The organism is Mycobacterium sp. (assembly GCF_032161845.1).
Classification (GTDB): domain Bacteria; phylum Actinomycetota; class Actinomycetes; order Mycobacteriales; family Mycobacteriaceae; genus Mycobacterium.
On sequence record NZ_JAVRQA010000396.1, the window covers coordinates 23,936 to 37,118 of the forward strand.

Here is a 13,183-nt window from a genome sequence, read left to right on the forward strand (position 1 = left end):
GAATTGACCGCAACACGACTGCGCGGTCCTCGACCCCGGAGGATGAATTTTGAGAACCGCACTGATCACCGGTGGGAGCGGCGGTATCGGAAAGGCCTGCGGCCGTAGGCTCGCCGAGGCCGGATACGACGTCATCCTCACCGCCCGCCGCGAGGCCCCGTTGCGGGCGGCGGCCGAAGAGATGGGCGCCCGGTTCGTCGTCGCCGACGCCGCCGATCCCGACTCCTTTCGGGCCGCCGTCGAGGCGACCGGATCCATCCACCTCGTGGTCCACGCGGCGGGCGTGCTCGGTGGAACGTACGTGCGGAAGCAGACCTTCGCTCAGTGGCGGGAGGCCATCGCCGCCAATCTCGACTCGTGCTTCGTGGTCTCGTCCGCTGTCCTGCCCCACATGGAACCGGGAGCACGGTTCGTCTTCATCTCGTCGTCGTCGGCCCACGAGCCGATGCCTGCCAGGACCGCCTACTCGGCGTCGAAGGCCGGCATGAATGCGTTTGCCCGCGCACTGGCACTCGAGGTGGACCGCGACGGCATCAACGTCCACATCGTCACCCCGGGACCCGTGGAAACCGATATGCTGCAGGATGTTCCGTTCGAGATGCACGCGATCCGGGCGGCCGACGTCGCCGAAACCGTCGCCTGGCTGGACACCATCGATTCGTCGGTGGACCTACCCGAGATCAGGCTGAACGCGATCACGCGGGGACCGTCGGCTCGAAAGCCTGTCGTACCGAACGAAGTCGAGCGCAGGCGCGCCACCGGCGACTCGTAGTCCAGGACGACCATTGACACGGTCCGTCCGAGCACGGTAGACACAGGGCATCGGACATTCTGGACCAAACTGTCCGATGACCGACCCGTCGAGAAGGGTTCTCCAGCGCATGCACCTCGAGTACACGCCTGAACAGCAGGAGCTGCGCGCGACGATGCGTGCCCAACTCGAGTCGATCATGACCCCGGAGCGGTCCGCCGCGATGAGTCGTCGCGGCGAAGGGGGGCCCGCCATCAAGGAGTGTGTGCGCGCACTGGCCGCCGCCAATCTGCTCGGCGTCGGGTGGCCGAAGGAGTATGGCGGACAAGGGTTCTCCGCGATCGAACAACACATCTTCTTCGAAGAGGCCAAGCGCGTGAACGCCCCCATCCCGCTGGTGACGCTAAACACTGTCGGACCGACCCTGGTCCGGTTCGGCACAGACGAGCAGAAACGCGAGTTCCTGCCTGCGATCCTCGGCGGCACCGTCGAGTTCGCGATCGGGTATTCCGAACCGGCGGCGGGCAGCGACCTGGCGTCTCTACGGACCACGGCGGTTCGTGACGGTGACGAGTACGTCATCAACGGGCAGAAGATGTTCACCAGCGGCGCCGGCTTCGCCGACTACATTTGGCTCGCGGCCAGAACGGATCCCGAAGCCCACCGGCACCAGGGGATTTCGTTGTTCATCGTGCCGACGTCGGCCCCGGGGTTCTCCCACAAGCCGCTGCATACGATGCCAGGGGTTTCGACGTACTACACCTTCTACGACGACGTCCGAGTGCCGGCGAGCGCCCTCGTCGGTGTCGAAAACGGCGGCTGGAAACTGATCACCACCCAACTGAACTTCGAGCGCGCCGCCCTCGGCACACTCGGTGCCCTCGAGCCGCTCTTCGAAAAGACCCTGAAGTGGGCGACCGAAACCACCCTCGACGGCGCCAGAGTGATCGATCAACCGTGGGTACAACTCGCATTGGCGCGCGTCGAGGCTCAGGTCGCCGCCTACAAACTGGTGAACCTGCGGGTCAACGCGGCGATGTCCAAGGGGGCACTCGAAATGGGCGAGGCATCCGCGGCGAAGGTGTTCGGCACCGAGCTGACCCAGAAGGTCGCGGGCGAACTCACCGAGATCCTCGACCGCAACGGCGCGCGTTCGGGACCAGACGCTCCCCTGCGTGGTGCTCTCGACCTCGCGGTGCGGACGGCCGTGCTCAACACGTTCGGCGGTGGCGCCAACGAAATCCAACGCACCATCATCGCGATGGCCGGGCTCGGCATGCCCCGCGAGCCTCGTCCCGCCACCGTCTGATACCCGGAAAGGACTGCCGCCGTGGATTTTACGTTCAGCGAAGATCAGATCTCCATCGGTGGGATCGCCCGCAACCTGTTCGACCGACTGGCCCGCCCCGATCGGCTGACGGAACTCGAGGCGGGCTCTGAGACTGGCTCAGTCCGGCACGATCCGGCGGCGTGGCAGGCTCTCGCGGACGCCGACCTGTTGGGCATCGCCCTTCCTGAATCGATCGGCGGCAGTGGCCGCGGATTCCTCGATCTCGCCGTCGTCCTCGCCGAGGTCGGCTGGAGCGTCGCTCCGGTACCCGCGTACGCGACGCTGGTCCTCGGCGCGGACACGATCGCCCGCCATGGTGATGCCGAACAGATCCAGCGCTGGCTCAGCGAAGTCGTCACGGGTGATCGGATTCTCACCGCAGGGCTTACCGAGCCGGGGCGCACCGATCCCGCCAGCCCCGTGACCACGGCGCGCAGCGACGGGGGCGGCTGGCGTCTCGACGGCGCCAAGGACCTCCTCCCCGCCGCGCAGATCGCCGACGCCATCGTGGTTCCCGCGACTACCGACGACGGTGAGGTCGGCATCTTCGTGGTGAATGCGCGCGAACAGGGGGTGACCGTCACACCGGTCCCGACCACAGGAGGGCAACCGCACGCCGACGTCACGTTCGACGGTGCGTCGGTGTCCGGCCGGGATCGACTCTGCGCAACGGGTGATGGCGCGCAAGCGGTGCGCGATCTCCACGACAGGGCTCTGGTGGCGTTGTGCGCCCAGCAGATCGGGGTCACCGAGCGGGCGCTTCGGATGGCGGCCGCGTATACCAGCGAGCGGGAGCAGTTCGGCAGGCCGATCGGCAGTTTCCAGGCCATCCAGCAGCGCATGGCCGACGCCTTCATCGACGTCGAGGCGATCCGGTGGACGACGTGGCACGCCGCGTGGTTGATCGGCGAGGGGCGATCGGCCCACCGGGAGGCGAGCATCGCCAAGTTCTGGGCCGCGGAGGCGGGCATGCGAGTGGTCGCCACCGCTCAGCAGGTGCACGGCGGCATCGGCATCGACGTGAGCTATCCGCTCTTCCGATACTTCCTGTGGGCCAAGCACAACGAGCTCGCCCTTGGTTCGGCGTCGGCACACCTCGCCCGGCTCGGGAGCACCTACCCCGCGCTGGTGTCATGACCGACACCACGGTCGACACGCGGACCGCCATCGTCGAGGCCGCCTTGGCGTCCTTCCGGACGCGGGGTCTGCGACGGACCAGCGTCGTCGACATCGCCCACGCGGCCAAGGTCTCTCGGAGCACCGTCTACGAGTACTTCCCCGACAAGCGCGCCATCGTGGACGCGGCATCCGAGCATGCGTCGCAGTCGTTCTACCGCAGCATGGCCAGGGCGATGGCCTTGGAAGACTCTCTTGAGGACAAACTCGGCAGCGCCGCCGTTGCGGTGACGAGTGCCCGTCGGTTCATCGCTCCCGAACGGCTCTCCGACGCGGCCGAAGTGGACACGCTCCTGACCAGAAATGCCGCCGCTCTGCTGCGCGAGTGCGGCCAGTTCCTCGGCCCGTATCTCGCCGCGGCCAAGCTGACCGGCGAGGTGCGGCACGACCTCGACGTCGACGCCGCCGCCGAGTGGTTCGCCCGAATGCTGTTCTCGCTGTTTCTGACCTCATCGGATCGGCTGGACCTCGACGACGCCGAAGCGGTGAGTGAGTTCGTCCGCCAGCACGTCGTACGTGGATTCGTCGAGCCAGGATTGGGTCAACGCCGACAAGCTCGGTGAGTCGCAGGGATACTGACGAGATGCCCGATCGCAATGTACTTGGCGGCCCACTTGATCCATGTGGCACCGACCCGCTCACCGGTTTCCATCGCGACGGCTGCTGCTCGACTGGACCCGAAGACGTCGGTGTCCACACCATCTGCGCGGTGGTCACCGCCGAGTTCCTCACCCACCAGTTGAACATCGGCAACGACCTGTCGACACCGATGCCGCAATACCGATTCCCCGGGCTGGTGCCCGGCGACCGCTGGTGCGTCACCGCCGGGAATTGGCTTCGCGCCCAGCAAGACGGCTATGCCGCCCCGGTGGTCTTGGCGGCCACCCACGAACGCACCCTCGACGTCGTGGCGCTGGCGGTCCTTCAAGAGCATGCCGTCGACGTCCCCGACGACCTTGGCAGCCTTTAGAGGGCGAAGAAGTCCCGCTCGACGCCACCTGCGGACGATTGCATCGGCGGATACACCCGCACGTATTCCTCCAGCCGCGCAGCCGATTTGGCGATATCATCGCTCATTTCGAACAACCGCAGGAGCAGGGCCGCATCCGGCTGGCTGGCATGCGCCGCCAAGGCCGCCATCTTGTCCGCCCAGAAGGGCGTGATGTCGATGGCAGTGGTGATCTCGGCGTCGTCGATGCCGAGGTCGTCGGGCGGGACCCACGCGTCGGCACCGAAGGCGGCCCGGATTCCGGCCTGCAGCTCCCGTATCCGGGCTGCCGACATCGCGATGTAGTACAGCCGGGGAACCCGGGGCGCACCGGTTGCGACGACGTTGCCGTGCGCCGCGACAACCACTTCGTGGGTGCGAATGTGGTCGGGATGTCCCGACAATCCATTCGGCGGGTACGTGATCACGACGTCGGGTTCGTAGCGGCCCATCAGGTCGACCATCTGCTGCACCATCGGCATCAGCGGACGGGCACTGAAGGACTCCGCGGCGACCGGACGATCGCCGTCGGGCATCCCCGAATCCGGGTAGCCGAGCTTCACCAGGTCGACGACTGCCAACGCCTGCGCCGCCGAGTCCAGTTCCGCAGATCGGTGCTCGGCGACCCGGTGCGGGTCATGGCCGTCGGCACCGGGTTTTGCACCGCGGCCGACGGCGTCGCCTTGGCCGCCGTCGGTACACGTCACCAGAACGGTGCGGCAGCCGGCAGCCGCGTATCGGGCGAGGGTGCCGCCCGTTTGACTGGACTCGTCGTCGGGATGGGCATGGACGACCATCAGCACCGGCGCCCGCTGGTCCGTCATTGGCATCACCCTGCGCCGATCTCTTCGAACTCGCCACGGAGAGTCGGACACTGGACCGATGACCTGCGAGGACGTGCCGATCCGCCGACGAGGGACCATGATCGAAGGCATCGGCCGGTGCGCATCCGATTGATTCAACAGGAATGACCCGGATGCAGTGCAACGTTGTGGTGGTGACCGTGAACGAAAGTGAGATCGCCAGTGCCCGGTAGCGCCGATCGACTACATCTCGCCGTCGCACTCGACGGCACGGGATGGCATCCCACCGCGTGGCGCGAGCTCGATGCCCGGCCCGCCGAACTGTTGACACCGCGCTACTGGACCGACCTGGTCACCGAGGCCGAGCGAGGACTGCTGGACTTCGTCACCATCGAGGATGGCTTGACGTTGCAGTCCGATCACCCGTTGCGTGCCGACGAGCGGACCGATCGCGTCCGGGGCCGACTCGACGCCACCCTCATCGCCTCGCGCGTCGCACCGCACACCCGGCACATCGGTTTGATCCCGACGGTGATCACCACCCACACCGAACCCTTTCACGCGTCGAAGGCCATCGCGACGCTCGACTACGTCAGTTCGGGTCGGGCGGGAGTCCGCGTCCAGGTGTCGGCCAGTCCCGACGCGGCCCGCCACTTCGGCAGGGAAGGCGGTGACGATCTCATCGGCGAAGCGGCCGACTACGTCGAGGTCATCCGCAGACTATGGGACAGCTGGGAGGATGACGCCGAGATCCGTGATGTGGCCACGGGACGGTTCATCGACCGAGCCAAGCTGCACTACATCGGCTTCGAAGGGTCGCGGTTCTCGGTGAAGGGCCCCTCCATCACGCCGCGGCCCCCGCAGGGACAGCCGATCGTCGCCGCCCTCGGCCACCGGGACTCGGTCTATGAACTCATCGGCGCATGTGCCGACGTCGGCTTCGTCACTCCCCACAGTGCCCAGGAGACGACGACCCTCGTCGAGACGATCGCAGCGCACCGGGAAGGGGAGACACCGGTTCGGGTGTTCGCCGATCTCGTCGTATTCCTTGCCGACACGCCGGCCGCCGCACGCTCGCGCAAGGACCGACTCGATCATCTGCTGGGACGTGAATACATCAGCGATGCAGAGGTTTTCGTTGGCTCGCCGTCGCAGTTGGCCGATCTGATCGAGCAGTGGCACGCGGCCGGTGCCGATGGCTTCAGGTTGCGCCCCGCCACGCTGCCGCACGACCTGCGACAGATCACCAACGGCCTGGCTCAGGAACTGCGATCGAGAGGCCTCTTCCGTACCTCGTACGACACCACCACTCTGCGCGAGACCCTCGGCCTGGCACGCCCCGCAAACCGCTACACGACCGCCTCGACGACCTAGGACCGTGCATGAACAAGCCCGTCAAGCAGATTCACCTCGCCGCTCACTTCCCCGGCGTCAACAACACCACGGTGTGGAGCGACCCGGCCTCGGGTAGTCACATCGACTTCAGCTCGTTCGTCCACTTCGCCAAGACCGCTGAGCGCGGAAAGTTCGACTTCATGTTCCTGGCCGAGGGGTTGCGCCTGCGCGAGCAGGGCGGCGAAATCTACGACCTGGACGTCGTCGGGCGCCCGGACACCTTCACCGTGCTGGCCGCTCTCGCCGCGGTGACGGACCGACTCGGGCTGACCGGAACGATCAACTCGACGTTCAACGAGCCGTACGAGGTCGCCAGGCAGTTCGCCTCGCTCGATCACCTGTCCGAGGGACGCGCCGCGTGGAACGTCGTCACGTCATGGGATGCGTTCACCGGCCAGAACTTTCGCCGCGGCGGATTCCTGGCCGAAGACCAGCGGTACGAGCGCGCCGAGAGTTTCCTCTCCGCGGCCCATCTGCTCTTCGACTCGTGGCGGGGTGACGAGATCGTCGCGGACAAGGAGAGCGGCATCTTCCTGAACGATCCCGACGCAGGATCGTTCAGCTATTCGAACGCGCACTTCGACATCAGTGGCCGCTTCAACGTGCCCCGCAGCCCGCAGGGTCGGCCCGTCATCTTCCAAGCGGGCGACTCCGATCACGGACGCGAATTCGCGGCCGCCGCAGCTGATGCGATCTTCTCCCGGCACGGCACCCTGGACGAGGGTCAGGCCTTCTACGCCGACGTCAAGGGGCGCCTCGCCGCCCACGGACGTCGGCGCGACGAACTACTCATCCTGCCCGCGGCGACCTTCGTCCTTGGCGACACGGATGCCGAAGCGGCCGAGATCGCGCAGGCGGTACGGCTGGCGCAGGTCTCACCGCAGACCGCGATCAAGTTCCTCGAACAGCTGTGGAACCGCGACCTCTCAGACCACGATCCCGACGGGCCACTGCCATCGGTCGATCCGATCGTCGGCGAGAACACCATCGCCCGCGGCAGGGCCAGCGTGCGGATGCATCGGGACCCCATCGCGACGGCCAACGAGTGGCGGGCCAAGGCGGAGGCCGACGGGCTCACGTCCCGCGAACTCATCGTGGAGGTCACCGGTCGACAGAACTTCGTCGGATCGGCCGAGACGGTCGCCGAGCGGATCAATCACCTGGTGCAGGCCGATGCCAGCGACGGCTTCATCCTGGTCCCCCATGTCACGCCGGGCGGCCTCGATGCGTTCGTCGACCGGGTAGTGCCGCTCCTGCAGGAGCGCGGCGTGTTCCGGACCGAGTACGAAGGCACCACTCTCCGCGACCACCTCGGTCTCGCGGTTCCCGCCAGGGCAACGGACGCCGCAGCAACCGGTTGAGGTCAGGCCCCCGCGGCGTACGTCCGGGTTCGTTCCCGCGCCGACATCGCACCCCACACGCCGTGGGACTCTCCCACTGCCAACGCATGGTCACGGCAGCGAGCCAGAACCGGGCACCGGCGGCAGATCTGCTTGGCCTGCTCCTCTCGTGCCCTCAGGCCCGACCGGCCGGCATCCTCGGGGAAGAAGATCTCCGGAGCCGACCGACGGCAGCTCCCCGACTCCTGCCATGTCCAGTCCTCGAGCAGCGGGCGCGGTAGGGGCACGCTCGGGTCGCGTGAGAGATTCGATGAGGCAGTCATGGCGCCTCCCCTCCTCAGTTCGGTCGTGTCGGACTCAGCGTCGCCGAAGAATCGCACCGTGACCAGACATCGACTCGACGTGAATCGAGGTCTCGGCTGACCCCGGATCTCGAATGCGCGGTTTACCATCGGGGTTTGCCGGACTGAAGCGAGGACATCGCCGTGCAGACCACCTCCGAAGCGACTTCCGAAGCGTCAATGCCACCTGGCACCGCCAGTCACACCCCACCGTTTCGAGCCGCGCTAGTGCTTGGCGCCCTCGGCGTGGTGTTCGGCGATATCGGCACCAGCCCGATCTACACCCTGCAGACGCTGTTCGATCCCGCCGACCCACACCCGGTGCCCATCAGTACCGACAACGTGTACGGCATTGTGTCCCTGATCTTCTGGTCGGTCATGACCATCGTCACGTTGACCTACATCACCTTGGTGATGCGTGCCGACAACGACGGCGAGGGCGGCATCATGGCCCTCATCACGATGCTCAAGCACGGCGCCGCGACCCGCGGTCGTCGTACCGCGGCGATCCTGGCAGCGTTGGGGTTGTTCGGTGCGTCGCTGTTCTTCGGCGACAGCATGATCACCCCCGCGATCTCGGTGCTGTCCGCCGTCGAGGGCATCAAAGTCGTCACCCCGGATCTCGAGCAGTGGATCGTGCCGATCACCGCGGTGATCATCGTTGCGCTGTTCACGGTTCAGCGCCACGGCACGGCCAAGGTGGGCCGCTTCTTCGGACCGGTGATGATTCTGTGGTTCGTCGCGATCGGCGCCTGCGGCGTCACGGGCATCATCGGTCATCCGGAAATCCTCAAGGCGCTGTCCCCCACCTACGCCCTGTCCTTCGTCTTCGGGCACTTCCACATCGCCTTCTTTGCACTGGCCGCGGTGGTGCTTGCCGTCACCGGTGCGGAGGCCCTGTATGCCGACATGGGTCACTTCGGTCGGCGGCCGATCACCCTGGCGTGGCTGTTCGTCGTCCTGCCCGCCTGCGTACTCAACTACTTCGGTCAGGGCGCGTTGATCATCGGTGACGAGAAGTCGATCAGCGCACCGTTCTTCCTCCTCATTCCAGAATGGGGACGGCTGCCGATGGTGCTGCTCGCCACCGCGGCCACCATCATCGCGTCGCAGGCGGTGATCACCGGGGCGTTCTCAGTCGCCGCGCAGGCCGCGAAACTCGGCCTTTTGCCGCGCCTGCGGGTCGTGCACACCTCGGCGTCGGCCTACGGCCAGGTCTACGTCCCCGCCATCAACTGGATGCTGATGGTGTCGGTGCTGATCCTGGTCTTCGCCTTCGAGAGCTCGGCCAAACTCGCCTACGCATACGGCATGGCCGTGATCGGCACCATCACCATCGTCACGCTGCTGTTCTTCTATCTCGCCAGAACACGGTGGGGCACTCCGCTCTGGATGGTGGTGATCGGCGGCGGTGCCCTGCTGCTCGTCGACCTGCTGTTCCTGGCGGCCAACCTGACCAAGCTGGTGCACGGTGCGTGGCTGCCGCTGCTGATCGCCATCGCGACGTGGACGGTCATGATGACCTGGGAGCGCGGCCGCAAGCTCGTGACCAGGGCGCGGGAGCAGGCAGAGGGCCCGCTGCCCGAATTCATCAGCGGATTGTCCAACTACGAGCCGCCCCTCACGCGGGTCCCCGGCACCGCGGTATTCCTGAATCGCGGCAAGGAGACGGCGCCGCTGGCGATGCGCGCCAACGTCGAACACAGCCACGTGCGCCACGAACACGTGGTGATCATGACCATCGAGACGGAACCGGTGCCGCGGGTACCGGCAGACGAGCGGGTGGAGGTCGACGCACTCGGCTACGCCGAGGACGGAATCATCCACGTCACAGCACGATTCGGATACATGGAGCCCTCGGATGTCCCCGCCGCGCTGCGGCTGCTCGATCCCGACGAGACCGAAGGCGTGATCAACGTCGACGAGGCGTCCTACTTCCTGTCGAAGCTGGAGCTGGACGCGGGACCGGAACCCACCATGGCGCCGTGGCGCAAGCGGCTGTTCATCGCCACCTCATACCTCGCGAGCGACGCCGCCGACTTCTTCCATCTGCCGAAGGGCCAGACGGTCGTCATGGGATCGCTCATCGAGTTCTAGGACTGCTCGCCGATTCCTCCTCGGCACCTTGATCTTTCACTGATTCGGTGCGCAGGACGGCGGGCCGCAACCGCTCTGGCAGCGCCCGCAAGGCGCCTGCGAACAGCGCGACGATGGCGAGCGCACCCGCGCCGACGACCACGACGGGCGCGACGGGGAAGAAGTTCTCGAGCAGCATGAAGGCGCCGAAGAGCAAGAACAACGCTGCCGCGGAAATCTGAATCAGCCGCTCGGGGAGGTGTTTGCCCGCGACCGCACCGACGATGATGGCAAGCCCGTCAGCGGCCACCATGCCGATGGTGGAGCCGATCCACACTCCCACCCAGTCGTGGTCCGCGGCCAGGGTGATCGTCGCGAGCATCGTCTTGTCGCCGAGCTCGGCAAGCACGAAGGCGGACATGACGACGAAGAACGCTGGTGCCGTGGCCTTCTGCGCGCGGCCGGCCTCTTCGTCGGTGAGGGTGTCGCCTCGCAGGGTCCAGAAGCCGAAGAATACGAACATCACTCCGGCGATGATGCCGAGCAGGTGTGCGGGTAACGCCGCGCCGAGGTAGTGCCCGATCGCCACCGAGAGGACGTGGACGGCGGTGGTCGCGGCGGTGATCGCGCCCAGTACCACCCACCAGCGGTACCGCAGCGCGAACATCATCGCGACCAGCTGAGTCTTGTCGCCCATCTCGGCGATGAAGATCACCGCGAAGCTGAGTAGCAGAGCGGCAAGCACTAGTGGCTCCTTGGTTCGTGGCTGCCGGCTGGGGGCGCACTAGATGCCTCCGGCCGGCAAACCAAATGGTCAAAGCGGCCGAAGGTCTCGCCCACCGGATGGTGCACCGGTCCGGGCAACCGGGCCGCGCGAGCCTCTGCGCAACGCGACCAGTGTGTCGATCACCCGATTGGGGGCTACTCCCCTTCGTTCGCTCGACCATACCGCCCGCACCGTGTCCGTGCAACCGGGAGTGGCCGAAAGTTCAACGCTTGCAATAAGTTTGGGTAATACAGGTGCGAAAGTTCGGCCACCCGGATCTGCCTGGCAGCGTTCCCGGAATCGTGCACGCCGACCGCCGCGTTCTGCGCGAGGGCCGTGGATCGTTAGTTATCACGGCCCTCTCGCAGAACTCGCGAACTTCCGTGGTGGACCTGATGCAGCAGCGCCCAGTGGGACTCACGCGACTCCTGAGACCCTTGTGGCGAAGCACTCCAGACACTCTCCGCACGCCTGCGCGTCACGCGATCCCATGTCGCCGCCGTGCCCTATCTTGGACCGTCGACGTACGACTCAGCCGAGGAGGGGATCAGGTGGACGACGCCGCGACGATGTCGGCAGCCGAACTCTTCGAGCAGAACCGCGACATTCAGGGTTCCCCCACGATCCGGCTGCTGGCCACGCTCAACCTCGGCATCTATGCCACGCTGATGGAGCGCCACCTCAGCGACGGCGTGATCGGCGAGACGGAGCTGGTGGTACGGCTGGAACGCGACCTCGACGACCTCGATCGCCCTGGCGGAGAGCAGTCCGGTCTGGCGCTGATCAAGTCGTGGGCCAGCCAAGGCTGGCTACACCGCGTCGCCGACCAGCGTGCCGGCGTCGAACGCAACCTCTGCTACCTGACCCAGGAGGCGCGCCGGGCCCTCGACTTCGTGCGCGGAGTGCGCCGTCAGGACACCATCGCCACGGGTGGCTCCATCAACGGGATCGCCTCGCGGCTCAAGCAGATCGCCCTGCGCGTCGGCCACGACCCCGTCCGCATCCGCGCCAGCATCGAAACCGAGATCGAGGCGCTGCACGCCGCGCTGCGCGCACTCGACGAGGATGTCGATGACGATGCGCGGCCCGACTCGACTCTGACGAACGTCGACCTGACCGACGTGTATGACGAAGCCCGCGCCATCGCCCTGCAGATGGAACGGCTGATCACCGACATCGGCCAGTACGGCACGATGATCGAACAGGCCACCGCCGCCCTCGACGAGCCGATTGACAGCAACGTCGAATACCGCGACCGGCAGCGCCAGATGTACGCCGACTACCAGGCCGCGTGGGACTCTCAGGGCCGCGATTCGCACCGCGCCTTCCTGCGGATGATCAACGATCCCGATCAGCGTGCCGAGTTCGAAGCCGACGTCGCCGCGGTGGCTGCGGCGCTGCCCGCACTCGACCCGGCACTGCGGAAGGTAATGGCCGGATTCTTCGAACTCGTCGGGCACCAGATCGACGAGGTGGAACGCATCCAGCAGCGCTGCGCCCAGCGCGTCAAACGCTTCACCGCGTTCGGCACGCTCGAACAGAGCCGCGGCGTGGCCCGTCAGCTCAACGAGGCCATCGGGGCCGCCCGCGCCCTTCTGAAGGCCTCGCTGACCGATTCCCGCATCGACCTCGAACTGCCCCTGGCGCGCCACGCGATCAGTTCGGTCGGCGCACTGAGCTTCCGGATCGGCGACCTCTCGAACCCGAGGCCCGCCGAAACCGCGGGCACCGAGGTCGACCTGGCCAGCTTCGCCGCGTTGACGACGCAGGTCGACGCACCCGCCATGTCGGAACTGATCAACACCGCGATCACCGACGGTCCACTCTCGCTGCCCGACGCGGTGGAGCTGCTCTCCACCCAGGGTCACGAGCCGTATCTGGGGCACGTCATCGTGCTGTGGTCCTGGGCCCTCAAACAACCGGATGCGACGCACGCATCCGAATCGGCCACGGTGCGATTCCAGTCCCTGGACGGACGCGACCGCGAGATGGAGGTTCCGCACCTGATGTTCACCGAACCGATCTCCAGCCTGCTGGGAGCCGCCTCATGACGACCATCGACGGCGACATCGACTTCTCCTCACTGCCCCAGGTCGACCAGACGGGACGTTCCCCGCACCAGCGCAGGCCCCGCTTCGACGGCGACGTCAGCGAACTACCCGACCGTGCGTGCTGGGCACTGCAGCAGCTGATGACGCGCCGCTACATCAGCGCCGA

General features: G+C 66.6%; 12 protein-coding genes and 1 pseudogene. 10 read left to right on the forward strand and 3 right to left on the reverse strand.

What is annotated here, in order from left to right; translation table 11 throughout:
• The first annotated feature begins 49 nt into the window (after window positions 1-49).
• The 5 genes from QOD90_RS21325 to QOD90_RS21345 all read left to right on the forward strand — a co-directional run bounded on the left by QOD90_RS21325 (window position 50) and on the right by QOD90_RS21345 (window position 4,227).
• Window positions 50-772: an SDR family oxidoreductase gene (locus QOD90_RS21325; RefSeq protein WP_526352817.1), complete on the forward strand. Its 723-nt coding sequence runs from the start codon at window positions 50-52 to the stop codon at window positions 770-772.
• A gap of 109 nt (window positions 773-881) precedes the next feature.
• Complete coding sequence (locus tag QOD90_RS21330; RefSeq protein WP_526352831.1) at window positions 882-2,060, forward strand: acyl-CoA dehydrogenase family protein; 1,179 nt, start codon at window positions 882-884, stop codon at window positions 2,058-2,060.
• Window positions 2,061-2,081: 21 nt separating this feature from the next.
• Complete coding sequence (locus QOD90_RS21335; protein ID WP_526352818.1) at window positions 2,082-3,218, forward strand: acyl-CoA dehydrogenase family protein; 1,137 nt, start codon at window positions 2,082-2,084, stop codon at window positions 3,216-3,218.
• On the forward strand, window positions 3,215-3,820 hold the full coding sequence (locus tag QOD90_RS21340; RefSeq protein WP_526352819.1) for a TetR/AcrR family transcriptional regulator: 606 nt from the start codon (window positions 3,215-3,217) through the stop codon (window positions 3,818-3,820). The genes QOD90_RS21335 and QOD90_RS21340 overlap by 4 nt, the downstream gene beginning before the upstream one ends.
• Window positions 3,821-3,840: 20 nt before the next feature.
• Window positions 3,841-4,227: a DUF2237 family protein gene (locus QOD90_RS21345; protein WP_526352820.1), complete on the forward strand. Its 387-nt coding sequence runs from the start codon at window positions 3,841-3,843 to the stop codon at window positions 4,225-4,227.
• Here the strand turns inward: QOD90_RS21345 and QOD90_RS21350 are convergent.
• Window positions 4,224-5,069, reverse strand: coding sequence for a PIG-L family deacetylase (locus tag QOD90_RS21350; protein WP_526352821.1), 846 nt, complete (start codon window positions 5,067-5,069; stop codon window positions 4,224-4,226). The two genes, QOD90_RS21345 and QOD90_RS21350, sit on opposite strands and share 4 nt — an antisense overlap.
• A 189-nt stretch (window positions 5,070-5,258) precedes the next feature.
• Here QOD90_RS21350 and QOD90_RS21355 point away from each other — a divergent pair, with 189 nt between their 5' ends.
• Window positions 5,259-6,422, forward strand: a complete 1,164-nt coding sequence (locus QOD90_RS21355; protein WP_526352822.1) for an LLM class flavin-dependent oxidoreductase — start codon at window positions 5,259-5,261, stop codon at window positions 6,420-6,422.
• 8 nt (window positions 6,423-6,430) lie between these two features.
• Window positions 6,431-7,804, forward strand: a complete 1,374-nt coding sequence (locus tag QOD90_RS21360) for an NtaA/DmoA family FMN-dependent monooxygenase (RefSeq protein WP_526352823.1) — start codon at window positions 6,431-6,433, stop codon at window positions 7,802-7,804.
• 2 nt (window positions 7,805-7,806) lie between these two features.
• On the opposite strand, the gene QOD90_RS21365 is transcribed toward QOD90_RS21360, so the two are convergent.
• The gene (locus QOD90_RS21365; RefSeq protein ID WP_526352824.1) at window positions 7,807-8,106 is read right to left on the reverse strand and encodes a WhiB family transcriptional regulator; all 300 of its coding nucleotides are present in this window, start codon (window positions 8,104-8,106) and stop codon (window positions 7,807-7,809) included.
• 198 nt (window positions 8,107-8,304) lie between these two features.
• Here QOD90_RS21365 and QOD90_RS21370 point away from each other — a divergent pair, with 198 nt between their 5' ends.
• A complete protein-coding gene (locus QOD90_RS21370; RefSeq protein WP_526352832.1) occupies window positions 8,305-10,221 on the forward strand; it encodes a potassium transporter Kup in 1,917 nt (638 codons plus the stop codon).
• On the opposite strand, the gene QOD90_RS21375 is transcribed toward QOD90_RS21370, so the two are convergent.
• Window positions 10,208-10,945, reverse strand: a complete 738-nt coding sequence (locus QOD90_RS21375; RefSeq protein ID WP_526352825.1) for a TMEM165/GDT1 family protein — start codon at window positions 10,943-10,945, stop codon at window positions 10,208-10,210. The genes QOD90_RS21370 and QOD90_RS21375 overlap by 14 nt on opposite strands.
• 590 nt (window positions 10,946-11,535) lie before the next feature.
• Between QOD90_RS21375 and QOD90_RS21380 the strand changes: the two genes are divergently transcribed.
• Together QOD90_RS21380 and QOD90_RS21385 are read left to right on the forward strand one after the other, a co-directional pair.
• A complete protein-coding gene (locus QOD90_RS21380; protein WP_526352833.1) occupies window positions 11,536-13,017 on the forward strand; it encodes a DUF3375 family protein in 1,482 nt (493 codons plus the stop codon).
• Window positions 13,014-13,183, forward strand: a pseudogene (locus QOD90_RS21385) (DUF4194 domain-containing protein); the annotation flags it as partial. The gene QOD90_RS21380 and the pseudogene QOD90_RS21385, both read left to right, overlap by 4 nt.

Excerpts from the sequence above, each read along its gene's own strand:
- QOD90_RS21360 (WP_526352823.1), top strand. The coding sequence starts at position 6,431 with ATGAACAAGCCCGTCAAGCAGATTCACCTCGCCGCTCACTTCCCCGGC.
- QOD90_RS21370 (WP_526352832.1), top strand. The coding sequence starts at position 8,305 with ATGCCACCTGGCACCGCCAGTCACACCCCACCGTTTCGAGCCGCGCTA.
- QOD90_RS21330 (WP_526352831.1), top strand. The coding sequence starts at position 882 with ATGCACCTCGAGTACACGCCTGAACAGCAGGAGCTGCGCGCGACGATG.
- QOD90_RS21345 (WP_526352820.1), top strand. The coding sequence starts at position 3,841 with ATGCCCGATCGCAATGTACTTGGCGGCCCACTTGATCCATGTGGCACC.
- QOD90_RS21365 (WP_526352824.1), bottom strand. The coding sequence starts at position 8,106 with ATGACTGCCTCATCGAATCTCTCACGCGACCCGAGCGTGCCCCTACCG.
- QOD90_RS21340 (WP_526352819.1), top strand. The coding sequence starts at position 3,215 with ATGACCGACACCACGGTCGACACGCGGACCGCCATCGTCGAGGCCGCC.
- QOD90_RS21380 (WP_526352833.1), top strand. The coding sequence starts at position 11,536 with ATGTCGGCAGCCGAACTCTTCGAGCAGAACCGCGACATTCAGGGTTCC.
- QOD90_RS21350 (WP_526352821.1), bottom strand. The coding sequence starts at position 5,069 with ATGACGGACCAGCGGGCGCCGGTGCTGATGGTCGTCCATGCCCATCCC.